Below are 24,594 nucleotides of genomic sequence, written 5' to 3'. Positions count from 1 at the left end.
GTACAACCTGCTCCCCCGGCTTATATGATAGAATCATATAAGCCGGGGGAGCAGGTTGTACTACGCCGGAACGACAACTGGAAGGGCGGTCGCGACGGGAATATCGCACATTTTGAGCGGATTGTCGTCCAGACCGTGCCAGAACCCGCGACGCGCGCTAATCTTGTGGAACGGGGCGACGCAGACCTCGCGTTGGATGTCCAGGCCAGTGACATCAACTCGCTCAAGGAGCGGGGCGTAGCCAAGGTGGTGCCAATCTCCCCGACCAATGGGTTCACCCACATTTCTTTTAACACCAAACTCGCGCCCTTCGACAACCCTAAGGTCCGTCAGGCTGTCGCCGCCGCCCTACCTTATGAGGAGATATTCCAAGCCGCCCTTTTTGGACGTGGGAAAAAGTTGTTTGGTGCCCAGTGGACGGATGGACCGCCAACGTCTAACTTTCCGCAGCCGCTTCCCAATCACACCGATCTGGACCGTGCAAAGGCACTCCTGATTGAAGCGGGTCATCCCGATGGCTTTGATACTACGTTTACGTTCGCGATTGGTTATGCCGCCGTCGCCGAGCCGATCGCAGCCCTCATCAAGGAGTCCCTCGGCAAAGTCGGCATCCGCGTTACCATCCAAAAGGTCCCAGACGCACAGCTCTTCACGATGCAGGCGGAGAAGCAAGGCCTGCCATTCTACATCGAAAGCGGTAGCGCTTGGCTGCCCGAAACATTCTATTTCTTTTGGGTATACTTCACGCGCGATCAACGCTGGAATTTGGCTAACTGGACAAATGAAAGGGTTGTTGAGCTGGTGAATCTGGCCAGAACTGAAACTGACCAAGCCAAATACGATACCTACTGCAAGGAGATGATTGCCATCTTGGCAGAAGACACTCCGTTGGTCCTAGCCTATCAGGCAAACATCGATGTAGTCATGGCGCCTTCGATTGAAGGCTACACCTATCACTACTATCGCCAGGCAGACTATCGGGACCTGGTTCGAGCATGAACATCTGGGTATCGATCGCGCGTCGCTTCAGGCGGCGCACCGTGTCCTCGATTCCGGCTATTCTCGGCGTCGTGATTGTCACTTTCATTCTCATGCGGATCTTGCCTGGTGACCCTGCGGTCTTCTTCACATCGTCATCGGTCACTGCCGGTMAGGAAGAGGTTGCCGAAATGCGTGAGAAAATGGGGCTCGACAAACCGTATCCCGTGCAGTTGGCAATCTATCTGTGGGATGTGGCGCGGGGAGACCTCGGAAATTCCTTAATGACTGGCCAACCAGTACTGAAGGATATGCTCCAGCGCCTTCCTGCTTCGCTTGAACTGACGTTGGTCGCATTGCTCATCTCGCTTGCCGTCTCGATTCCGTTGGGTGTGATCTCGTCGCTTAGACCTGGGTCGATTGTGGACCATGCAATCAGATTATTCTGCACGGTTGGCGTCTGCATGCCGACCTTCGTTTCAGGCTTGATGCTGATTTACCTTTTCTACTATTTGCTTGGGATCGCTCCCGATCCAACGGGGCGGATCGACATCTTCGTCGCAACGCCGCCGGACATTACCGGCTTCCTTCTCATCGACTTCGCGCTTGTCGGCGATTGGGCAGGATGGCGCTCGGCTTTGGCCAACATCACCCTGCCAGCCTGCACAATGGCATTATTTGTATTGGCGCCACTGGCCCGCATGACCCGGGCATCGATGCTCGGAGTCCTGGGTAGCGAGTACATTCGAACCGCAAAGTCCGTTGGCTTACGCAATTCACGCGTAATCGTGATTTATGCACTGCGTAACGCGCTACTTCCCGTGCTCACCATCGCAGGGGTCGTCTTCTCGACGATGCTGGGCGCAAACGTCTTGGTGGAGAAGGTATTTTCCTGGCCAGGCGTAGCTTCTTACACGCTCGATGCTTTGGTGTCGTCCGATTATGCTCCAGTTCAAGGTTTTGTCCTTCTTATGGCAGGGATCTTCGTGTTGGTGAATCTCGTGATCGACATTCTTTACGGCATAGCCGATCCAAGGGTCACTATCGAATGAACAGCACATTCTCCCATGTCGTCTGGGTCATGCGCGGCAATCTCATCACAGCCATCGCGACAGCTGGAATCATCTGTCTAGTCATGATTGCGATCCTGGCTCCGTGGATTACGCCATACGACCCGTTGGCGACGGAAGTCGCGAACGCCCTGCAACCGCCGAGTGCGCAGCATCTCTTCGGTACCGATCAGCTTGGCCGTGACATCCTTTCCCGGCTCATCGTGGCAACTCGCCTTGATCTTGCGATCGCAGCCTCTGCGGTGGTCGTTTCTTTTGTGAGCGGCTCGTTGGTCGGGGCCTTTTGCGGATATCTAGGCGGCTGGCTGGACCGGTTAGTAGGCCGCCTTGTCGACGTGCTTATGGCTTTCCCGCTTTTCGTTCTGGCGATGGCGCTTGTAGCCGTGCTTGGCAACTCAGTCCAGAACATCATCATCGCGACCGCAGTGATCAATTTGCCCATTTATATCCGTTTCGCGCGGGCCGAAGTAAATGTCAGACGCAACGCGGGCTGGGTGGAGGCCGCCCGTGCCGGGGGTCACAACGATGTTTCGGTGGTTGTTAAGTACCTGCTGCCGAACATCATGCCCGCCATGGCGGTGCAGATTTCTCTTAATCTTGGCTGGGCGATCATCAACGCCGCTGGTCTTTCCTTCTTGGGACTGGGCGTAGTCGCGCCGACACCAGAGTGGGGCATCATGGTTGCTGAAGGCGCCCGCTTCATCACCGCGGGACAATGGTGGCTAGTTGCCTTTCCCGGTTTCGCCCTGATGCTTACCGTTCTTTGCTTCAACCTCATGGGGGATGGGCTGCGCGACATTCTCGATCCCAGGATGCGTACATGACCCAGTTATTGAGCATAGAGGATCTACGTGTCGTCTTCTCGACGCGTAACGGACCGGTAGAAGCGCTACGCGGTATATCGTTCGGATTGGAAAATGGCGAAACCCTAGGTGTGGTCGGTGAGTCCGGTTCGGGAAAATCGGTGACGGCCTACGCGATGACCCGGCTGCTAGCTAAGTCGGCAACGATCGTCAACGGCCGTGTCCTTTACAAGGGCATTGACGTCACAAGGCTGCCCGAATCCGACTTGCGAACCATGCGCGGTGCCGCTATGTCGATGATCTTTCAGAATCCACGTTCGGCGCTGAATCCAATACGGACTGTCGGGCTGCAGATCGCTGACGCGCTGCGTGCACACAATAACATGACTGCCCGCGAGGCGCGGGCCGAGGCGCTCGAACTCTTGAACGCGGTGATGATCCGCGATCCGGAACGCAGGCTCGAAGCGTATCCGCATGAACTCTCCGGAGGCATGTGCCAACGCGTCATGATCGCGGTCGCAATCGCGTGCCGTCCCGATCTGCTCATCGCCGACGAACCCACTACTGGACTCGACGTGACGACGCAAAAGACCGTCATGGACCTACTCGCTAACATCACAGCGAAGCGCAATATGTCCATGATCCTGATCACTCACGACCTTGGGCTTGCTGCACAATATTGCGACAACATCGTCGTCATGGAGAAAGGGAACATCGTCGAACGTGGTTCGACGCAATCCATATTCCTGACGCCGCAGCATCCTTATACGAAAAAGCTGGTCAATGCCTCTCCAACGCCAACTTCGACGATCGAGGACATGGCCCGTGTGTCGGAGGCTCATGAGCCGGTGCGCGCAGCATCCGCACGGCCTGCCCATGATCCTGGTGCGCCGCCGCTTCTGCAAGTCCGGAATCTAGTCAAGCGCTTCGGCGATATCACAGCAGTCGACGATGTCTCATTCGATATTCACGCCGGCGGCAGCATTGGCCTTGTGGGCGAGTCGGGCAGCGGAAAAAGCACGATCTCCCGCATAATCTGTCGCCTGATCTCGCATTCGGAAGGCACGCTCCTCTTCGACGGTAAAGACATTGGTGCCATTTCGACGGGCGTTTTCCACCGTGCACCAGAGCGACGGGACATCCAGATCGTCTTCCAGGATCCGGACGACAGCCTGAATCCGCGATTTTCGGTTTTCGACAGCATCGCAGACCCGCTACGCCGGCTTGAAGGTTTGCGCAGCGGGTCGGGGTTGCGAGAGAGAGTCCGCGAGACTGCGGCCCGTGCTGGCCTCGCGGAGAACTTGCTGGGCCGCTTTCCGCATCAGCTATCGGGCGGTCAAAAGGCACGTGTTGGTATTGCGCGCGCAATCGCCGTGCGACCGCGCCTACTAGTTCTCGATGAGCCTACTGCTGCGCTGGATGTTTCCGTCCAGGCGATCATCCTGACCTTGCTTGATCGCCTCCGGCGCGAAGACGGCATGGCCTTCCTGTTCGTCAGCCACGACCTGAATGTGGTTCGTATGATGTGCGAAAAGGTTGTGGTGATGCGGCTCGGCAAGGTTGAGGAGATAGGCGGAAGCTCGCTCTTCACGGATCCTGAATCGCCATACACGCGTGAGTTGTTAGGCGCTATTCCGCATTTCAACCCAACAGACAAGGCGTCCCGAGATTTCGCAGTGATCGAAACGGCTGTTGCCTCAGGTGTGTCCAAATGAACTCGATGACCCAATCCGATCAGATGTTCGTTCAGGAAAAAGGCCCGATGGATGGGTTGACCGTTGTCGATCTGACACAGATCTACAATGGCCCATATGCCACTTTTCTTGCAGCCATGGCCGGCGCGCGCGTGATCAAGGTCGAACCGCGCGACGGCGAACACCTACGCAAGCGAAGCGCGCAGAGCGGAGCCGCCCTGCCATTTGCGCTGCTTAATGCCAACAAGGATTCCATTACACTGGACCTGAAGACCCAAGACGGGCACCGCATTCTTCTGGAATTGATCGACAGGGCCGATGTGCTTGTTGAGAACTTCGCGCCTGGCGTCATGGATCGGCTGCATCTCGGGGTGGACGCCGTGCGAAAGCGTAATCCGCGCATCATTTACGCCTCGGGCTCGGGCTACGGAAAGACCGGGCCTTACACTTCCTATCCCGCGATGGATTTGACTGTGCAGGCAATGTCCGGGGTGATGAGCATCACCGGCTATGCTGACGGCCCCCCAATGAAAGTCGGCCCCGCGATCTGCGATTTTTTCGGCGGCATACACCTTTACGGCGCAATCGCAACGGCCCTTCTCGGGCGCGAACGCACCGGCGTGGGCCGGGTGGTCGAAGTGTCGATGCTCGAAGCGGTGTATCACTCCCTCAGTTCATCGCTAGGGCTGTTATATGGCGGCGGGGCGCGGCAAACGTTACGCACCGGCAACCGGCACGGCGGAATGTCACTAGCTCCTTACAATGTCTACCCGACCTCAGACGGCCACATCGCGATCATTTGCAATAATGATGGTCACTGGACGGCGCTGGTGGAGGTGATGGGCGCATCGGCCTTGGCGCAGGATGCGCGCTTTGCAACGATGCCCGACCGTGTACGCAATATGGACCTGTTGGATGATCTGGTCGGTGCCTGGTCCTGCCAACATCCGAAGGCACTGCTATTCGAGCGCCTGATCGCTGCCCGCGTGCCCTGTGCGCCGATCCGTACTCTTGAGGAAGTTACGCAGGATCCGCATCTCTTCGAGCGGGGGATGCTCACCGGAATGCAGCATCCGGAATTCGGTACAATCACCATGGCCCACAGTCCGCTACGTTATCCCGACACGCCAATGATACCACTGCGGCCAAGCCCGCCGCTGGGTGCTCAAACGGATTATATTCTTAGTGCCGACCTTGGCTATGACCAGCGCGAGATCGACACCTTCCGCGCAAACGGCGTGACGTGAGTAGACACCATGCGCAAATCTGCCACCCAGACCACACGGAAACACTATACTGCCGCGCATTGGGGCATCTACGAGGTTGAGACGGATCTAGACGGCACCGCGTTGCTGAAGCCCTGGCGTGACGACGCTTGGCCGCCGGAAATAGGCTTCGACCGCATCGACGCCAATCTCAATCGTATGCGGGTTAGACGCCCCGCGGTCCGGCGCGGATGGCTTGAAAACGGGCCCGGCGCAGCTGGAGGTGCTCGCGGATCCGATAGCTTTGTCGAGGTTGACTGGGATACGGCACTGGACCTGGTCGCACAAGAAGTGGAACGTGTGCGCTTACAACACGGTAATGATGCGATCTTTGGAGGTTCGTACGGATGGGCCAGCGCCGGCCGGTTTCATCATGCGCAAAGCCAGGTTCATCGATTTCTGAACTTGGCGGGCGGGTATGTGGCGCATTCCGACACCTATAGCCTTGGCGCAGGGCGGGTTTTGATGCCACATGTCGTGGCTCCAATGGACGTGCTAATGGCCGACCACACCTCGTGGCAGGATCTGCAGCAACATACACAACTTTTTGTCGCATTCGGGGGCGTTCCGGCCAAGAATGCGCAGATTTCGTCCGGAGGCGCCAGCGAACACCGCACCGAGGCAGGACTACGGGCTATGGGTGCTGCAGGCACTGTGTTTGTAAACGTTGGGCCGGTGAACGACAATCTCGATGTTGGCGCCGAACATCGTTGGATAAAGCTGCGGCCGAACACGGACACCGCGCTCATGCTGGCACTGGCGCACGTGCTTTTCACCGAAGGCCTCTGGGACACAGACTTTGTCTCGCGCTACTGTACTGGGTTCGATAGGTTTCTGCCCTATCTGCTAGGCACGAATGACGGTGCGCCGAAAACGCCGGATTGGGCCGCGCCGATCACCGGTGTCCCCCAGGAAGAGATCATTCGGCTGGCACGTGATATGGCCATGCACCGTACGATGCTTAACGGCGCATGGTCGCTGCAACGGGCGGCACATGGCGAACAGCCATTCTGGATGTTGGTTACCTTGGCTGCAATGCTTGGCCAGATCGGTTTGCCTGGCGGCGGGTTCGCTGTGGGTTATGGGACTACCAACGCCATCGGCAGCCCCCACCCCCTTCTGCCTGGCCCTACCTTTCCACAGGGCCGGAATCCGGTAAGGGAGTTCATACCCTGCGCTCGAATAGCGGATATGCTACTCAAGCCGGGGGCCTCATTTACCTACAATGGGCAGACGCACACTTATCCCGATATTCGTCTTATCTTCTGGGCAGGTGGCAATCCATTCCACCATCATCAAGATCTGGCACGTCTTGCATTGGCTTGGCAACGCCCGGATACAATCATCGCGAATGAACAGTTCTGGACCGCGAACGCGAAGATGGCCGACATTGTTCTGCCTGCGACACTCTCGGTAGAGCGGAACGACATTGGTCACGCCAAACGCGAAGGAGTGTTGGTCGCAATGAAGCAGGTTACAGCGCCTTACGGCGAGGCGCGCAGTGACTTCGACATTTTCCGCGGCATTGCCCGGCGGCTCGGCCTCGAGCAGGACTTCGCCGAAGGCCGCGATGAAATGGACTGGCTGAAACAGATTTACGACGTATACCGTGCACATCCGGCAGTGGATCCCGCATTGCCTCCATTCGAGTGCTTCTGGGAAAGGGGATTGCTGGATTTCAGAAACAAGCCGCAGCCTTCGCTGCTGTTGTCGCAGTTTCGGGCGGATCCCGTCGGCCATCCGCTCGGCACGCCCTCAGGTCGAATCGAAATCTTCTCAGAAACGATTGACAGCTTCGGCTATTCTGATTGCCCGGGTCATCCAGTCTGGCTTGAACCGTTCGAATGGCTCGGGGGAGATATGGCGGCGAGGTGGCCCTTGCACCTACTGTCGGATCAACCGAAATTTCGACTACATAGCCAATTGGACCATGGCACCAGCAGTCAGAAGGGCAAGCGCAACGGGCGCGAACAGGTGTATATGAGCGCCACCGATGCGGCACTACGGGGCATCCGCGACGGCGATCTAGTGGAAATCTACAACGATCGCGGACGCTGTCTTGCCACGGGAACTATCATCCCTGGCATCATGCCCGGCGTGATCCGTTTAGCAACTGGTGCATGGTATGATCCGGGCACAGATGCCGATGGCGCAATTGAACTCCACGGTAACCCAAACGCGCTGACACTCGACCGCGGTGCATCAAGCCTATCACAGGGCTGCTCCGCCCAGTCCTGTCTCGCCGACATTCGCCGATATTCAGGCAGTCCCCCGCCCATTACGGCCTTCGATCGGCCAATTCTCAAACGCGAGACCGACCTCTGATTCAATGGATCAGTTCGCCTGAGTCGGCTGACCGCTAGCGTCAGACTTAATGCTCTTTCTGCGTAGAGAGACGCGGCTTCAATGCAACCCAGAAAAGCTTGGGGGTCGAGTTGCTCCGCTTCGAGGTCTGCGGCGGATACCGTCATTCGCTCGCTGCGGGTAAGCCTTTCACGACAGGCGCATTTGTGTCCGGAACAGTGCAATACGCGTTCGCCGTTAGAAGCTTGCGCACTACGTCGCCAAACAACGTCGCGGCCATGGACAACGGACGACCGCGAGACCATACGAGCCAGCGATCGCGTTCGATTGCAGGTTCGCATATCGGCGTCACCGCAAACTCGCCGTCCGGCATCCCACAGAAAGCACTGGCGGGAAGGATCGAAAACCAGCCCGGTTGGCGCAACATTCCAAAGATGCTGTTTGCCGCATCAACCTCGACCGCGGCCGTTAGTTCGATTCCGGCACGAGCGAAGTCATTCTCGAACCGCCGGCGCAGAACCGGACTCAGCACCATGCGATATTTGGCGATGGAGGCAGCGGAAATGCTTTTCATCCGCTCCAGTCCACTTCCCGGCGCGCCCACGAACAAGAGCCGCTCTGACCCAAGATAATCATGTGGAAGCCGCTCATGCTTCTTGATCTCGCTTACGATGGCAATGTCCAATAGTCCCTGCGACACACGGTCGAGAAGCTCTTCGTTGAAGCTGTGGCGACTGGTAATCTTGCAGCCAGGAAATGCCTCCGCGACCGCGCTAAGTGCAACCGGAAGCAGGCTGTACTCCCCCGACGGTAACGACCCAACGGTAAGCGTAGTAGGGGTCTCGATGTCGCCGCACCGCAACACATCCGCTGCCGCAGCTACCTGATCCAAAATATGGACGCAGATCTCGTACAGTCCGCGTGCTTTTTGGCTAACGACAACACCACGCGCGGTCCGGTCGAATAGAACGACTCCGAATTCATCCTCGAACTTGCGCAGGGACATGCTGACGGCAGGCTGCACAACATTCAGGCGCCTTGCTGCGCCTGTCACGCTGCCTTCCTCAACGAGCGCCACGAAACATTTGATCTGTCTTAGGTCCAAGGGTGTTCCTTTCGTTCGTCGAAACGACATCGACACACCGCTACAGTGCATAGTCAACAGTAGCAGGATATTGGAACAATAACCAGAAACGATACGACGTGCCCGGTGCACGTCTAGACTCAAGAACTTCGTTTGGAAGCTCCAACCGCACTACTCAAAGGGCTCCGGTAAAACTGTGCGGGAAGCCAGCGCTCCCTCGAAAAAACAGCTTAGGTGGAAAGCGGACTGTATTGCCGGCTTTTCGGTACCGCTCGCGTGCATTCTAATGGCGATAAACGAATTGCCCTTCCTCCGGCTCAATAGCCCCGCTCCACATCAACCTGAAAGTCTGGTTTGTCGCCATTGGCGTAGGCATCGAGCCCACGCAAGACGCGCGCCGTAAAGGCGGCTTTCCAGTCCCCCCCGGTCCAGGCATTGTGGGGAGTAATCAGGATCTTCGGATGAGTAAGCATCGGATGCCCGATGGGCAACGGTTCGGGGTCGGTGACATCCAGCGTCGCACACCGGATACGTCCTGCATCGATCGCGGCAATCAGACCCTCTTGATCCAGCAAGTCACCGCGCGAGATATTGATTAGATGCAGCCCGGTCCGAGCGGAAAGAAGCCTCGACCGGTTCAGCATGTTGCGGCTTTCGGCCGTTGACGGCAGGGCAAGTACGAGATGATCGGCCCAGCCGATAAGCTCCTCGATATCGGAGCAGTAACGTGCGCCTGCGGGTGCCTCGGCGGGCGGCTCGCGCCGTAAGATGGAGACATCCATCTCGAAGGCTCTGGCTCGTTGGAGAATTTCCGCGCCAATGGCTCCAAAGCCTGCAATGCCAAGCCGCTGTCCTGCCACTGCCCCCAGAGGCGTGCTATTCCATATATTTCCGCGCACGGCCGTTAGTTCGAGGGGTTTCTGCATCCGCAGAATTGCCGCCATTACATATTCTGCAACTAAGGAGGCTGTCAGTCCACGCCCCGTCGAGACAAGCCGCCCGGACAGGAGCCACCTCGGAAAAATATCCACCCCAGCAGATATTGTCTGGATCCAACCGAGGTTCGACAGCTCTGACGGCGCCTGTTCAGGCGCATCACGCCAGCCCGGAAGGGTTCCGGTGATCAGAATATTCGCATCTTCGCGTATAGCCCACGGTCGGTCGGGCGTTGAAGCCGTTTCGACAATAGGCTTGCATGGATGCGCGGACAGGGCACTGCCCAGCGCTTCACCAAGGTGATTGACGACAACAAGGGGGGCAGACTGAACCACAATTCTTCCTTTCGAAGGACGACAAGCGACGGTCTAAATGCGGCTACCCGACACTGCCATCAGAGGCCAAAGCCTCGGCACGAGCTCGAAGCACGAATTTCTGTATCTTGCCGGTTGAGGTCTTCGGCAGGTCCTGGAAGATAATCCTAGATGGGCATTTGAAACGGGCAAGTGTGCTTCGACAGTAGTCAAGCAGTTCCTCTTCGCTTGCTTCCGCATCCCGACGCAACTCGACAAATGCCACTGGCCGCTCACCCCACTTAAGATCAGGCATAGCGACAACGGCACAGTGCGACACCTTTGGATGGCGGTACAGCACATCCTCGATCTCGATCGAAGAGATGTTTTCTCCTCCAGAGATTATGATGTCCTTCGAACGGTCCTTGAGTTGAATGTAACCGTCGGAATGCATCACCCCGAGGTCGCCCGTGTGGAACCAGCCGCCGGCGAACGCTTCATCTGTCGCTTTCCTGTTCTTCAAGTAACCCTTCATTACGACATTGCCACGCATCATCACTTCGCCTAGCGTCTCCCCGTCGGCGGGGACCGGCTCCATAGTACTGGGGTCGAGGACCGAAACCTCCGACATGGATAGGTAGCGAACACCTTGGCGTGCTTTGCGCGCGGCCTGATCACCAGGCAGAAGTTCATCCCATTCGGTTTTCCATTCATTGACCACAGCCGGACCGTAGGTTTCCGTTAATCCGTAGAGATGTAAAACACGAAACCCGGCTTCCTTCATCGCAGCCAAAACGGCTGCGGGAGGCGGCGCAGCGGCGGTAATGAAGATGACTTCGTGAGAAAGGCGGAGTTTGTATTCGTCGGGTGAGTCTAGCAGTGTCGACATGACGATCGGCGCGCCGCACAGGTGAGTCACCCGATGTTCTACGATAAGATCGTAAATCGGCTTTGAGCGAACCCAGCGTAGGCAGACATGAGTACCTGCCTGGACGCACACTGTCCAGGAAAAGCTCCAGCCGTTACAGTGGAAGAGGGGCAGTGTCCAAAGATAAACGGGGTGTCTGCCCATCTCCCCATGAACGGTTTTATTCAGTGCCATGAGGGCTGCCCCACGGTGATGGCAAACCACGCCCTTGGGGTTGCCGGTCGTGCCGGAGGTGTAGTTCAGCGAGATTGCGTCCCACTCGTCCTGAGGTGGTTGGGCGACGAATTCCGGATCACCAGCTTCAAGAAACTCGGTATAATCCAATGACCCGATCCGCGGACCTTTCGGTTGAGGAGCATCTACGGGAAACTCGGGATCGTCATAGTCGATAACGATCGGTGGATTCTCGAGTGTAGAGAGTGCTGCCGCGGCGAGTGCTGAAAATTCGCGGTCCACAATCAGCACTTTGCTATCGGCATGGTTAAGCTGGAACGCGATTGCCGGCCCGTCTAAGCGATAATTCAGCGAGTGCAACACAGCGCCATTGGCCATGGCGACGCCATAGTGCGCTTCAATCATTGGCGGCGTGTTGGACAAAAGCACCGAGACGGTGTCGCCCCGTCCTATTCCAAGTTTGATGAGGGCTGACGCCAGCCGCCGGCAGTTGCGCCATAGTTCTCGATAGTTAGTTCTCGCTGCGCCGTGAACGACCGCCAGATGATCGGGGTAGGTCAGTGCGGCCCTCTCAAGATATGAGATAGGGGTCAACGGCTGGTGATTGGCCGGACACCGGGCCAAACCATCCTCATATTTTTCCACTCGCATACTCCTTCCCGCACATAATTCGGGCAGATTCAACCGCGCGCGGCTTTCTCGCCGATGGGTTGCGCCTGCTTTTTCCATTCTCCGAAGCCTCCGCGCAGGCTGCGGGCATCAAGGCCCATCTGCGTGGCGAGACGGGCAGCAAGCAGTGAGCGCCAGCCGGACGCGCAGTAGAATACGTAGGTTTTGCCTTCCGCGAACGCCGGTTTGTGGTAGGGACTTTCGGGATCGATCCAAAATTCGAGCATCCCTCGGGGAGCGTGGAATGCACCTGGGATCATGCCATCGCGTTCCAATTCTCGCGGGTCGCGGATATCGACCATGACGATTTCGTCAGAGCTGAACCGACCCGACATTTCTTCGACAGTTACCGATGCAACTTCGGCGTCAGCTTCGGCGAGCATTTGCTTATAACCAATTGCCATTCGTCCTCTCCGTTCATTCTGAACAATTAGATATGCCGTCGGGGTTTACCCACGCGCTCCGACATACTGAATAGCGAGGCGGGACCTTAAACAAGTTCGGCGCCCAAGTTGGCCTGATCGCCATGCCAATCGCAAGGAGAGCATAGATGTTGTCGAATTGTCTGTCTTTCGATAAATTGACGATCAGTATCAACGACCGGCCATTATTGTCAGGGTTTCGTTTCATGAAGCGTGTTTGGCACTCCGTCGACGTCCCGAAYCTCCTGGAGTTGCCCCGAGCGGTCTTTCTGCGATCGCAGACGCTTGCAGCCCGCCATGCCTTTCCTATGCACGTCCACGTTTGGAACCAGTTTGTTTATGCCACCTCTGGAACGCTAATGGTGACACTAGATGAAGCTCGCTTTGTGATCACACCGGAGCAGGCGATCTGGATCCCGGCGGGTGTGCGCCACACCACAGCCGCTCTCGACGACGTCGAGTTCCGCAACCTCTATATTGGAGACGTGCCCGATCTCGGCATGCCTGGGAAGTGCAGTGTTCTTTCCGTCTCCCCGCTTCTTCGCTTGTTGATCATGGAAATCGCGGCAATCGCGCAGGATGCGGACGAGGCACTTTACCGTGACAAGCTCGACGCAGTCGTGCTTAACCAGATACGACGGCTTAGGCAGCTTGATTTCCACCTTCCCTGGCCTCGAAGCAGCCATTTGCGCGACATCTGCGAAATGCTCTATTTTTGCCCTGACAATCCGCGCAATATTGATGATTGGGCCGCCAATGCGGGTCTGTCTTCGCGAACGCTCGCCCGTCATTTCAATGCGGAGGTTGGTATGAGTTTACGTCTCTGGCGCCATCGAATGCGTCTGTTTCGAGCAGTAGAATGGCTGGGCGCTAAACGGCGGGTAACGGACATTGCGCTCGAGCTTGGTTTCAGTTCAACCTCAGCATTTACGTTTGCATTTCGCATGGAAATGGGTTGCTCGCCAACCGGATGGCTTAACGGTCGGCGTGATGATAGCTCATCATTTGTTGATTAGCAGCGCCCATTTCGTGCGTTGGCGGTGCACGATCGGGCTAGGAGGCGGCGTCGCCTTCCAGTTCATTGCGGAGCATTCAATGGATCCAAGCGTTATCGATGCGTCAAAGCGCGCGCTTTGCACTCTATCGCCAGCCTTGGCGAGCCGTAGAATCGTGGAGGACGTGTGCACGTTAGCTGCAGAAGCTTTTGCCGACGGATGTACGGCGTCGAAAGCATCCAGGCCGCGGCGCAGTAACAACGCTGCTATAGCTCTTATTTGGCATGGGCTGCCTCGGCATTGACCGTGCCGGTCCCGCGGTAAACCGTCGCTGTGCTCCCGCCGAGCGCGCGGTAGAGCAGGGATTCGTTGATGATCTGCGCCAGGCGCACATCTATGAGGGCGGTTTCGGCTGCTCGCCGTCGCTCCTGGGCGTCGAGCCAGACCCGCATGGTAATGGCGCCGGCGCGGTAGCGGGCTTCTGTCAGCCGCTCGACTTCCTGAGCGGCCGCGAGGGCCTTGCTTAAGCGTCTTGCCCGTTCGGCGTAGTCGGCGCGGGCACCGAGCGCGTTGGCGACGTCGGCGGCGCTTCAAATGGGAAAACTACTCAAAGGAAGCCGCTAGTTTTCACCGTAGCCTTGCCGCTCATGCGCAAAACAGCATCAAAATGATGCGTAATCGCGCACCATATAGCTGACCTGTAGCTATTTTTCTGATCGGTGTGGATTTAGGGTTTGCCATTCCCTCGCCGTGTGGCTGGATCGCCGTAGTTTCGGCAACGGCGCCTGGGAAAGGTATGAAACCGAACCGCAGGAACAGGAAATGAAGAAAGCTATTGTGCCCCTAACTTCACTCGGAACCCTTATGATCGACTGGATCGACCGTGACGGACAGTTGTCCGGCGTGGACGCTTTTGAAGCGCGTGAGTTAGGAATCGAAGCGAAAGACATCACAGATGTCGCCCTCGAACGAATATATAGCAGTTCGTCGGCCGCTACATTGAGAGCGATCGCCCGGGGGGAACAGCCGACCGGGTCTGCCATTCCAGTATGGGTTAATTCGTCGTCTTATAGCGAGATCCCTATGCTCGCCACCGTGATCCCGGATGGTGTCCGGGGTGCCGCCGTGGTCAAGCAAGTCCTAACGCCGACAGTGCTCGGGATTGGACCTGAGCTTCTCGAGCGGGTCGAGATTCTTTCACAGATGATCGGAGCCGCGACCGAGGCCTGCTGATGCATCGAATTCCTCGAACCCGTCGAGACGTCCCTTGCGGAGGAGGAGATCGTCGACCGAATCTTCGCCAACCAAAGCCGATGGCGCGCGTGCAACGAGGCGATGGCCCGTCTATACCGGGTGCCGAATGGTCTGGACTTCAATACTCAGCCGGTCTCTCGATATTTTCCCGACACGGAAATGAATCGCCAGATGGCGCGCAACCTAGTCCGCGCGAACTACCGACTGGACCATGCGGTCGCCATCGACCGGCGGCATGACGGCAGCGAAATGCTTGTCGAGAATGACTTCCGGGCCGCCATTAAGGAAGGTCTCCTCATTCGTCTATGGGGAACGACGCGGGATATCGGACCCCATAAGCGGCGCGAGCAGCAACTGTCCGATCGCGTCGATTCTATGCTCGATATCCTGAGTGCCACACCTGACCCCATCGTCGTCCTTTCGGAGGAAGGAATGGTGCTTGCAGCCAATCCGGCCGCGGAAGCAGCATGGGATCGTGCGCCGGAGCAGCTCCTCGGGTCACCGTTCCAGGCTGTTGTCGAAACACGCAACGCGCTCGACAAGGTTCGACAGATCGCCGCTGACACCAGGGACGCGGAGTGCGACCTAGGGTCAGGACCCATTGATTTGAACTGTCTGCTGTGATTCAGACGGGCGCATAGGAGCCCGACGAATGAGCAATTTGTTTTGGCTGACGGACGAGCAGATGGCCCGTCTTCAGCCTTATTTTCCCAGGAGCCACGGTCGCCAGCGCGTTGATGATCGACGCGTTTTGAGCGGCATCATCTTCGTCAATCGCAACGGTCTGCGGTGGTGCGATGCGCMGAAGGAATATGGCCCGGCGAAGACGCTTTATAACCGTTGGAAACGCTGGGGCGACAAGGGCATCTTCATGCAAATGATGGAAGGCTTGGCTGTGCCTGAAGCTGCAGATCGCAAGACCGTTATGATCGATGCGACCTATCTCAAGGCCCACCGCACAGCTTCCAGCCTGCGGGTAAAAAAGGGGGGCCGGGCCGCCTGATTGGGCGCACGAAAGGTAGCATGAACACCAAGCTTCATGCCGTAACGGATGCGAGTGGTCGCCCGATCAGTTTCTTCATAACGGCCGGTCAGGTCAGCGATTACACCGGTGCTGCCGCCTTGCTGGATGAGCTTCCCAACGCCAAATGGCTGCTGGCCGACCGTGGCTATGATGCCGACTGGTATCGTGACGCTTTACAGGCGAAGGGGATCACGCCCTGCATTCCGGGTCGGAAATCCCGCAGCAAGACCGTCAAATATGATAAACGCCGCTACAAACGGCGCAACCGGATCGAGATCATGTTCGGACGTCTCAAAGACTGGCGGCGCGTCGCTACGCGCTATGACAGGTGCTCAATGGCCTTCCTATCCGCTATCGCTCTCGCCGCAACCGTCATCTTCTGGCTATAAGCAATGAGTCCTGAGCCTAGATCCCTACGTCAGCTCAGGCTGGCATGGTGAGGAGCGCTCATGACGACATGGCGCTTTGCTGCGTTCAGCCCGACTGCCAGGTCTGCGGCCCTGCCTAATCCTGCCGCATGAGTGGAAAGAATTTTCAAAGCCGTGGAAGTATCCTCGTCGGTAAGGAGGCTCTGCGGACGGAGAGGGCGGCTGCCGCGTCGAAATTCCGCCGGGCTACTACCAAATCGGGCCCGAAACTTGTTGTAAAAGACCGCTGGATTCCCAAAGCTGTTCCGTTCCATGATTTTCCCGATTGTATCGTCGGTCGTACGCAATTCGTTTGCGCAATTGTCGAGCCGTAGGTTTTGGGAATAATCGCGGTAACCGATGCCCAGATGCCGTTTGAAAAGCCGCGATAGATGGCTGACGGTCAGACCTTCCGCCTGCGCGATCTCGTTCAGGTGCTGGTTCTCGTCCTGATCGCCGAGCGAATCCATAATGCGCAAGATGCGATTGCGGCTGTCAGCGCGCATTTGAGCATTCGCGGTCGCGGCATCCTCGTAGGGTATCCACCGGTAGACATAGCAAGCTAAAAGATTAGCGACAGTCTGGCGTGCTAATTCTTCTTCGGGCCGATCGGCTTGGTCAAGAATGATCCGGGCGATGAGCGATTTGATCGGGGCCACTTTGTTCATGAAAGAGCGGCAATGCAAGAATGTGCGGCAGAGATATTGCCGGCTGGAGAAGCCTGGTAATCCCACGCGCTCGAAGTGGCTGCTCTCCAGATGCACGCCACAGATCAATGCGTCGCGGGAAATCGACGTCGAATTGTGTGGGACATCGCCGTTGATGATGATGAGATCCTCCTCCTTCATCTCGCACACCTGCCCGTTGACGATCAGCCGCAAGCTGCCGCGCAGAACGAAAACTATCTCCATTTCCCGATGCCAGTGATAGGGTACATCGGCATTGCCATGCACGAAGGCCCGGCAGTAAGATTCACCGGATGGGGCGTGATCTTCGTATTCGCAGTCACTCCGCTCGCGCCAATGGTCCGGCTTCAGATAGGCGACGTTCAAGTGCTCCTCCCATTTTCTGACACACTAAATATCAAAAACTGACGTATATCCAGAACAAGTTTCGCGGCTAGATGCATTCGATTTCCTGTGACATCGTCAGGGCGTTCTTTGGCGCGGTGTAAGTGCCGCAAAGGCGGGGAGGCCTGCCAAAGTAGGCTGGCCTCTGCCCGCAAAATGGGATGGACGATCGATGACGTGGAGCATATCCGACAAAGAACTGGCCGGCCTCGTAGACCAGATGACGCCTGAAGAAAAGGTGGCGCTGGTGAGCGGCCATGGCTTGTGGCGCACAGCAACCAACTACCGCCTCAACGTTCCGGAAATCCTGATGACTGACGGGACCTACGGCGTGCGTTATTCGATTGACCAGATCGAGGGTCCGCAAGATAGCGACAGCCAGCTTGCCTCGTTCTTCAGCGTCGTCAATGCGGACTCGTCGCATGGCGTCGAGAGTGCATTCGGCTCCACCCGTCCGGCCACTTGCTTTCCGAACGGCTCCTCGTTCGCTTGCTCCTGGGATGTCGATCTTGCCTACGAGCTGGGCGAGGCGCTGGCGGCCGAATGCCAGGCGTTCGGGGTCCATATCCTACTCGGCCCCGGAATCAATATCCGCCGCACGGCCCTGGCCGGGCGCGCCTATGAATATTACGGCGAAGACCCCGTCATTTCCGGCGATATCGCTGCAGCCGTCATAAACGGCATGCAGGACAATGGCGTCGGCGCATCGCTGAAGCACTTCGCCTGTAACAATTCCGAAGTTCAGCGAACCACGATGAGTTCGGATGTCGAGGAGCGGGCGCTCCGCGAAATCTACCTCAAGGGGTTCGAACGCGCGATCCGGAAGAGCAACCCTTGGACGGTGATGAGTTCCTACAACCGCCTAAATGGTGTTCAGGCCGCCGAGAACCACTGGCTGTTGACCGAGGTTCTACGTGACGAATGGGGGTATGACGGCGTGGTCATGTCAGACTGGCACGGCATCAAGGATCGGCCGGCCTCGCTGAACGCCGGCAACGATCTCGACATGCCGGAAAGCGGCGCGCGCAAGCAGGAATTGCTGCAGGCCGTAAACGATGGCCGCGTGCCGAGTGGGGCGCTCGATCAGGCCTGCCTGCGCGTCCTCAAGCTGGTGCGCACGGCCCGAAATAGCGCCCGCGAGGATGTGACGGTGGACTACAGGAAGCACCATGCGCTGGCACAGCGAATGGCAGCCGAATCGACCGTCCTCTTGAAGAACGAAGGCGGGCTGCTGCCGCTGGACGGGGCAAAGCTGAAGCGCATCGCGGTGGTCGGCGCTGCTGCGAAGGAGCCGGTCATTCAGGGTTCCGGCTGCGCCACCACCCGGCCGACCGACGTTGATATTCCGCTGGACGAAATCCGTCGGCTGGCCCCCTMCGCCGGCATCAGCTTCCATGCGGTATCCGACTTCGATGCCGGCGGCGCCACGGAAGAGTCAGCGCTCGCCGAGATCGACACCGCCGACGTTGTGCTCTTCTTCGGCAATACTGAGGTAGGGTATGACGGCGAAGGCTCGGACCGCACCCATCTCAACCTGCACGATGGCCAGGATGAGCTGATTGACCGGCTGTCGCGCCGCAACGGGAAAATTGCGGTTGTTCTAGCGATCCCAGATGCGGTGGTCATGCCGTGGATCAGCCAGACGCCTGCGGTGATGTCCGCCTTCTTCGGGGGGCAAGGCGCAGGCCGCGCAGTGACCGACATTCTTTTCGGCGTGCAAAACCCCTGCGGCAAACTCACCGTCACCTTTCCGGTCCTTCTTGAGGATACACCCGGTTTTCTCAGTTATCCCGGCGAGAACAACCGTCATGTTTATAGCGAGGGCGTCCACGTCGGCTACCGATCCTACGACAAGCGCAAGCTCCAGCCGCTTTTCCCCTTCGGGTTCGGCCTTAGCTACACCAGCTTCGAATATGCCAACGTCGCGGTCGATCGCGACCGCATCGACGCCGCCAGCACATTGACGGTGTCTGTGGACGTGACCAATACCGGCCGGGTCGCGGGCAAGGAGATTGTGCAGGTCTATACACGCCCGCATGCCCCGCGCCTCATACGTCCGCTACGCGAGTTGAAGGGCTTTTCCAAGATTGAGCTTCAACCCGGCGAAACGAAGCGCGTTTCCATCGTCATCGAGGCCCGCGATCTGCGCTACTACGATCCGGACTACCGCCGCTGGCTGCTGGATGCCGGCACGCTCAGCATCGAGGTCGCCTCTTCCTCCCGCGATATTCGTGGCGAATGCTCGGTCTCGGTCGAGGCGGCGGCGCTGCCGCTGACCGTCCTCAGTGTCGAAAGCCAGCCCCTCATGGTGCTGGAGCAGGAATTCGCCCGCAAGCGCTTCGGCGCCTTCCTTCAAGCCCAGCTCGACCTTGATGACAAGGAAACCGAGAAGATGCTGGAATATTGCGGCGGCTCCTTCCTTGGCATCTACAACACCGTGGCCTGGGTCGCGGGCGACAAGATCACCAAGAGCGACATGACTGCGCTTCTCGACGGCATCAACCGCGATCTCGGCGTTGCCCCGGGGGGCGCCAACTGACACTTTCGGAGCGCCCGAAGCGGCGCCTCCCCATCTTGTCGAAACGGGATCGACAGCACGTTTGCAAAAAAAGGGGATTAAAATGAACGTGACACGACTCTCTTCCACACTGACCCTTCTCGGCCTGCTCGCCGCGGCCGGTGCAGCGCATGCCCAGACCGTCGATGTGCAGCAGTATTGGACCAGCTCCAGCGAATCCAAGGCGATGAACACAATTGCGGACGCGTATAAGGCGCGCGGCGGCAAATGGATCGATAGCCCGTCGGCCGATTTCGACTCCGCCATAGCTGCCGCCACGAGCCGTATCGCGGGCGGCGAGCCGCCCTCTGTCGTCCTGATGACGCCGAACGCGGCACTGCGCGACCTTGCCGCAGCGGGTCAGCTTCGCGATTTCAACGATCTGGCGGAAACCGGCGGCTGGCAGAAGGTGATGGCGCCGCTGATCTGGGACAAGCTCAATGTCGACGGGAAGCTGGTCGCCCTGCCGGTGGGTGTCCACGCAGATAACTGGATCTGGTATTCCAAGTCGCTGTTCGATGAGTTAAAGCTTGAAGAACCGCAGAGCATTGACGATATGTTTGCGGCTGCAGACAAGCTCAAGACCGCCGGCCACATCGCTTTTGCAGTCGGCGGCGAGCCGTGGCAAGAGGTCTCGATCCTCACCGATTTCATCCTTGCGCTGGGCGGACCGGAGTATTGGAACGAACTGTTCGTCAAACGCGATCCGCAGGCGTTGAAGTCTCCGATCCTGCCCAAGGCGTTCGAGCTCTACCGCAGGGTTTCGACCTACGCTGATCCGGCCAGCCCAGGCCGTTCGTGGAATGATACGACCAATCTTGTTATCACCGACAAGGCCGGCATGCAGTTCATGGGTGACTGGGCGCGCGGCGAATTTCTCGCGGCCGGGCTGACAGCCGGGAAGGAGTTCGGCTGTTTCCTGACGCCGAGCGAAAAGCCCGCTTATGCCGTGATCGTCGATGTTTTCGCCTTCCCGGTTAACACCGATGAGGACCGCATTAACGGCCAGACCCTGCTGGCAGAAACCGTGATGAACCCGGTCGTCCAAACGAAGATCGCCGCGGTCAAGGGTTCTGTTCCGTCGCGCCTCGACGTCGATACCAGCTCGCTTGACGCTTGTGCGGCCAAGGGCGTCTCCATGCTTGCCAAGCCGGGGGAGGCGGTCAACTCCGCCTATGTTGCACTTCCCGGAGACCTGAACGGCCAGATGACCGATCTCGCCACGCAGTTTTGGACCGATCCGTCGATGACAGCGGAGAAGGCGATCGAGACCCTAAGCGGTATCCTTCAGAGCCAATAGTTATCGAGACCGGACGGCGCTCCGCCGCCCGTGAGGCTTTCGGGAGATCCAGGAATGACAAGTTGGCTCAATCGGCAGGCCTTCAGGCCAGATATCACAGTGGTAGTGTTCTTCGCGGCCGTCGCGCTATTCTTTTACGGCTCGATCTTCTGGACGTTTTACATGTCGATGACGCGGTCGACACTTGTGCCGAGTTACGAGATTTTCGGCTTCGATCAATACATAAAACTATTCGCCAACCAGCGCTGGCTGGTATCCTGCATCAACATGGTGATCTTCGGTGCGCTCTACATTATCGGCACGCTCGCGTTCGGCATGCTGCTCGCCGTGCTGGCGGACCGCCGCATCAGCGCTGAATCGTTGTTCCGCACCATTTTTCTCTATCCGCTGGCGGTTTCGTTAATCGTGACAGGCCTTTCATGGCGCTGGCTGCTTGATCCCTCTAACGGATTGCAGGCGCTGATGCACAGCTTCGGCTGGCAAAATTTCACCTTCGACTGGCTGGTGCGCCCGGACAGGGCTCTCTACACACTGGTTATTGCCAGTATCTGGCATTCCGCCGGCCTCGTAATGGTTATTGTACTTGCAGGACTTCGCGGCATAGACAACGATCTGTGGAAGGCAATCCGAATGGAAGGCATTCCCTTATGGCGGGCCTATCTCCAGGTAATCTTTCCCGGCATGCGGCCGGTCATCGCCTCCTGTGTCGTGCTTTTGATGTCAGAAGTCATTCGCGGCTACGACCTCATTATCGCCATGACCAGAGGCGGTCCCGGCATCTCCACTGAAATGCCGGCGAAATTCGCCGTCGACTTCTATTTCGCCCGCGTCAATCTGGGGCTTGCATCGGCGGCATCGATCATGATGCTGGTGCTGTCTCTGCTGCTGCTGGCTCCGTATTTCTACAGCGAATTCCGGAGGCGCACATGACCACCGCACTGGCCCGCTTCAAACCTCTTGCGCCGCACGCCGCGCGTATCGGTCTCTATACCTTCCTTATCGTCTCGGCGATCTTCTTCCTCATGCCGCTGCTGCTCGTGTTGATGAATTCGCTGAAGCCGATCGAGGAGATCCGCCAGGGCAACTTCCTGTCCCTTCCGGTTGCACCGAGCTTCGATGCCTGGGTGACGGCTTGGAAAAGCGCCTGCACCGGTCTCGATTGCGAAGGCGTGCGACCCGGCCTGTGGAATTCGATCAAGATCACCATCCCCGCGGTTATCATCTCGACGCTGGCGGGCGCGCTGAACGGCTATGCGCTGGCGCAATGGAAGTCGCGGCATGCGAATGTGACTATGCTACTGGTGACGGTCGGTCTATTCATTCCCTATCAGGCCATGCTGTATCCAACAGTGAAGATCCTCAGCAATGTCGGGCTGTTCCGCACCTATGCCGGCATCGTCTTCGTGCATGTCATTTACGGACTGCCCTACACGACGCTGCTATTTCGCAATTTCTACGTCGGTGTGCCGGACGAGATCAGCAGGGCGGCGCGCATGGAAGGCGCGAGTTTCCTGCGTACCTTCTGGTCGGTCATCCTGCCGATTTCGACCAATATCCTCGTCGTAGTAGCGATTCTGCAATTCACCGGCATCTGGAACGACTATCTGCTCGGCCTGATCTTCGCCGGCAATGACAACCTACCGATGACGGTGCAACTAACCAATATCGTCAACAATGCCCGTGGCGCCGCCAATCCCAATGTCAATATGGCCGCGGCGCTTATAACCGCCATTCCGACGCTCGTCGTTTACTTCCTCTCCGGCCGCTATTTCGTCCGCGGAATCGCTGCCGGTGCCGTTAAGGGGTGACTATGTCCAGTATTTCTCTCCGCCAGATCAAGAAATCCTATGCCGGCCTCGATATCCTCAAATCCGTCGACATGGAAATCAAGGAGGGCGAGTTCATCGTCATCCTCGGCCCGTCGGGCTGCGGCAAGTCTACGCTGCTCAACGTGATTGCCGGCCTCGACGATTGCGATGCCGGTCAGATCGTTATCGACGGGAACGATGTCATCGGCCTCGAACCCAGCCAACGCGGCCTCGCAATGGTGTTCCAGTCCTACGCACTTTTCCCTGCCATGACGGTGCGCCGCAATCTCTCCTTTGGTATGAAGATCGCCGGCACTCCAAAGAAACTGATCGCAGAAAAGGTGGATTGGGTGGCAAAGCTGCTGCAGATCGAGCCGCTGCTGGAGCGCAAGCCCGGCCAGCTCTCCGGCGGCCAGCGCCAGCGCGTCGCGATCGGACGCGCGCTGGTACGCTCCTCCAGCATCTGCCTGTTCGATGAACCGCTGTCGAACCTCGACGCCAAGCTGCGCGCCGAAACCCGTGTCGAACTTAAGCAGCTTCACGAGACTTTGAAATCCACGATGATCTATGTCACCCATGACCAGATCGAGGCCATGACCATGGCTGACCGTGTGGCCGTCATGTACAAGGGGCAGGTCGAGCAATTCGCCCATCCGCAGGCCATTTATGAGAAACCGGCCAGCCTGTTCGTCGCCGGCTTCGTCGGGTCACCTTCCATGAACTTCCTGAATGGCCGGCTGGATAGCGAGGCGAGCTTCGTTACGGACAATACCCAAATCGATGTCTCCGAGTACAAATTTGAAAATGCTACGAATCTGGCCGAAACGGTGTTAGGCGTGCGCTGCGAGGATATAAGCGTCGTTGATCGCGGCACGCCGGGCAGCCTGCCGGCGACCTTGTCCTTCATCGAATTGCTCGGCGCGGATGCCCTTGGCTGGTTCGATTGCTTTGGCAAGCGCTTCAGCGTGCGTCTCGCCGTAGCATCGGCGCGCGCAACGCCGAAGGAGGTTGGATTGAAGCTCGATATCGCCAAAGCGTCACTTTTCTCCGTCGCGAACCAACGACGTCTTTGAGCGCGCCGATGCGTCGCCAAGATAACTCATAGCAAGTTTGCAAAACGCATTGCAGGTCGACGCTTGCGGGCCTGCGTCCCTTTGGCACCCAGGCGGCTGCCGAAAGCCCGGCTCCAGTGTGGGCCGACGATTGGGTCAACTCCGACGCTGACGCGTGCTGGAGTTCCTAACGTGATTGGGATGGAAATCTACCGAGGCAAACAATTTTCCACAGCCTCGACAGTTCGTATTCCAAGCTCCGGCGAAGAAGGTTTACTGGAAGAGCTCATTTATGTGGGAAAGCGTGGTGGCGTCTCTCGACTTTGAAGCCAGTGATTGCATCCTTTCGCATTGAAAAAGAGCCGCTATTCGTTATTTACGCAAAACGCCACCTGCCGCTTCAACGGCATGTGGCGTATCAACATCGATAAGCGCGCCATCACCGATCTCAACATCGATGACGGGCAGGGTGGAAGCGCGAATAAGCTCTCTCGCGCCCTTGTCACC

General features: G+C 57.9%; 20 protein-coding genes and 1 pseudogene. 15 read left to right on the top strand and 6 right to left on the bottom strand.

Annotation, left to right across the window (positions count from 1 at the left end; translation table 11 throughout):
- From QD409_RS32490 to QD409_RS32465, 6 genes are all read left to right on the top strand, one after another.
- On the top strand, window positions 1–999 hold a 999-nt coding region (locus tag QD409_RS32490; RefSeq protein WP_430764720.1), incomplete at its 5' end, for an ABC transporter substrate-binding protein.
- Window positions 996–2,030, top strand: a complete 1,035-nt coding sequence (locus QD409_RS32485) for an ABC transporter permease (RefSeq protein WP_430764719.1) — start codon at window positions 996–998, stop codon at window positions 2,028–2,030. The genes QD409_RS32490 and QD409_RS32485, both read left to right, overlap by 4 nt.
- Window positions 2,027–2,872, top strand: a complete 846-nt coding sequence (locus tag QD409_RS32480) for an ABC transporter permease (RefSeq protein ID WP_430764718.1) — start codon at window positions 2,027–2,029, stop codon at window positions 2,870–2,872. Before QD409_RS32485 ends, QD409_RS32480 begins: the two co-directional genes overlap by 4 nt.
- A complete protein-coding gene (locus QD409_RS32475) occupies window positions 2,869–4,566 on the top strand; it encodes a dipeptide ABC transporter ATP-binding protein (RefSeq protein WP_430764717.1) in 1,698 nt (565 codons plus the stop codon). The genes QD409_RS32480 and QD409_RS32475 overlap by 4 nt, the downstream gene beginning before the upstream one ends.
- Window positions 4,563–5,792, top strand: a complete 1,230-nt coding sequence (locus QD409_RS32470; RefSeq protein ID WP_430764716.1) for a CaiB/BaiF CoA transferase family protein — start codon at window positions 4,563–4,565, stop codon at window positions 5,790–5,792. Before QD409_RS32475 ends, QD409_RS32470 begins: the two co-directional genes overlap by 4 nt.
- Before the next feature lie 9 nt (window positions 5,793–5,801).
- Window positions 5,802–8,135 (top strand): molybdopterin guanine dinucleotide-containing S/N-oxide reductase, encoded by a 2,334-nt coding sequence (locus tag QD409_RS32465; protein ID WP_430764715.1) that lies wholly within the window; start codon window positions 5,802–5,804, stop codon window positions 8,133–8,135.
- A 142-nt stretch (window positions 8,136–8,277) separates the two neighbouring features.
- Here the strand turns inward: QD409_RS32465 and QD409_RS32460 are convergent, their stop codons facing one another.
- The 4 genes from QD409_RS32460 to QD409_RS32445 form a co-directional block, all read right to left on the bottom strand.
- On the bottom strand, window positions 8,278–9,249 hold the full coding sequence (locus tag QD409_RS32460; RefSeq protein WP_430764714.1) for a LysR family transcriptional regulator: 972 nt from the start codon (window positions 9,247–9,249) through the stop codon (window positions 8,278–8,280).
- Window positions 9,250–9,515: 266 nt separating this feature from the next.
- Window positions 9,516–10,469, bottom strand: coding sequence for an NAD(P)-dependent oxidoreductase (locus tag QD409_RS32455; protein WP_430764713.1), 954 nt, complete (start codon window positions 10,467–10,469; stop codon window positions 9,516–9,518).
- Window positions 10,470–10,512: 43 nt separating this feature from the next.
- Window positions 10,513–12,180, bottom strand: coding sequence for an acyl-CoA synthetase (locus tag QD409_RS32450; protein WP_430764721.1), 1,668 nt, complete (start codon window positions 12,178–12,180; stop codon window positions 10,513–10,515).
- 29 nt (window positions 12,181–12,209) lie between these two features.
- On the bottom strand, window positions 12,210–12,602 hold the full coding sequence (locus tag QD409_RS32445) for a rhodanese-like domain-containing protein (RefSeq protein ID WP_430764712.1): 393 nt from the start codon (window positions 12,600–12,602) through the stop codon (window positions 12,210–12,212).
- Window positions 12,603–12,748: 146 nt separating this feature from the next.
- Here QD409_RS32445 and QD409_RS32440 point away from each other — a divergent pair, with 146 nt between their 5' ends.
- Window positions 12,749–13,636, top strand: coding sequence for an AraC family transcriptional regulator (locus QD409_RS32440; protein WP_430764711.1), 888 nt, complete (start codon window positions 12,749–12,751; stop codon window positions 13,634–13,636).
- Between the two features lie 254 nt (window positions 13,637–13,890).
- Here QD409_RS32440 and QD409_RS32435 read toward each other — a convergent pair.
- A pseudogene (locus QD409_RS32435) lies at window positions 13,891–14,187 on the bottom strand (TolC family protein); the annotation flags it as partial.
- Between the two features lie 292 nt (window positions 14,188–14,479).
- On the opposite strand from QD409_RS32435, the gene QD409_RS32430 reads away from it, so the two are divergent.
- From QD409_RS32430 to QD409_RS32420, 3 genes are all read left to right on the top strand, one after another.
- Window positions 14,480–14,848, top strand: a complete 369-nt coding sequence (locus QD409_RS32430; RefSeq protein ID WP_430764710.1) for a hypothetical protein — start codon at window positions 14,480–14,482, stop codon at window positions 14,846–14,848.
- A gap of 192 nt (window positions 14,849–15,040) precedes the next feature.
- Window positions 15,041–15,493 (top strand): PAS domain-containing protein, encoded by a 453-nt coding sequence (locus tag QD409_RS32425; RefSeq protein WP_430764709.1) that lies wholly within the window; start codon window positions 15,041–15,043, stop codon window positions 15,491–15,493.
- 28 nt (window positions 15,494–15,521) lie between these two features.
- Window positions 15,522–16,282, top strand: a protein-coding gene (locus QD409_RS32420; protein WP_430764708.1) for an IS5 family transposase whose coding sequence is annotated in 2 segments (ribosomal slippage) — window positions 15,522–15,861 and window positions 15,861–16,282 — 762 coding nt in all. Because the reading frame shifts where the segments join, the coding sequence is not laid out codon by codon here.
- A 29-nt stretch (window positions 16,283–16,311) separates the two neighbouring features.
- On the opposite strand, the gene QD409_RS32415 is transcribed toward QD409_RS32420, so the two are convergent.
- Window positions 16,312–17,352, bottom strand: coding sequence for an AraC family transcriptional regulator (locus tag QD409_RS32415; protein ID WP_430764707.1), 1,041 nt, complete (start codon window positions 17,350–17,352; stop codon window positions 16,312–16,314).
- 190 nt (window positions 17,353–17,542) lie between these two features.
- Here QD409_RS32415 and QD409_RS32410 point away from each other — a divergent pair, with 190 nt between their 5' ends.
- The 5 genes from QD409_RS32410 (at window position 17,543) to QD409_RS32390 (ending at window position 24,108) form a co-directional block, all read left to right on the top strand.
- Window positions 17,543–19,909: a beta-glucosidase family protein gene (locus QD409_RS32410; RefSeq protein ID WP_430764706.1), complete on the top strand. Its 2,367-nt coding sequence runs from the start codon at window positions 17,543–17,545 to the stop codon at window positions 19,907–19,909.
- A gap of 82 nt (window positions 19,910–19,991) precedes the next feature.
- Window positions 19,992–21,227 carry an ABC transporter substrate-binding protein gene (locus QD409_RS32405; RefSeq protein WP_430764705.1) on the top strand — a complete coding sequence of 412 codons (1,236 nt, stop codon included), beginning with the start codon at window positions 19,992–19,994 and terminating at the stop codon, window positions 21,225–21,227.
- Window positions 21,228–21,281: 54 nt separating this feature from the next.
- Complete coding sequence (locus QD409_RS32400; protein ID WP_430764704.1) at window positions 21,282–22,157, top strand: carbohydrate ABC transporter permease; 876 nt, start codon at window positions 21,282–21,284, stop codon at window positions 22,155–22,157.
- Window positions 22,154–23,035 (top strand): carbohydrate ABC transporter permease, encoded by an 882-nt coding sequence (locus QD409_RS32395; RefSeq protein WP_430764703.1) that lies wholly within the window; start codon window positions 22,154–22,156, stop codon window positions 23,033–23,035. Before QD409_RS32400 ends, QD409_RS32395 begins: the two co-directional genes overlap by 4 nt.
- A gap of 2 nt (window positions 23,036–23,037) precedes the next feature.
- The gene (locus tag QD409_RS32390; protein ID WP_430764702.1) at window positions 23,038–24,108 is read left to right on the top strand and encodes an ABC transporter ATP-binding protein; all 1,071 of its coding nucleotides are present in this window, start codon (window positions 23,038–23,040) and stop codon (window positions 24,106–24,108) included.
- The last annotated feature ends 486 nt before the right edge of the window (window positions 24,109–24,594 follow it).

The sequence above is a fragment of the Rhizobium sp. BR 315 genome (assembly GCF_050577975.1).
GTDB classification, from domain to species: Bacteria; Pseudomonadota; Alphaproteobacteria; order Rhizobiales; family Rhizobiaceae; genus Rhizobium; species Rhizobium miluonense.
The sequence above is the reverse complement of the archived record's forward strand: the minus strand, read 5'-3'. Positions and strand labels throughout refer to the sequence as shown.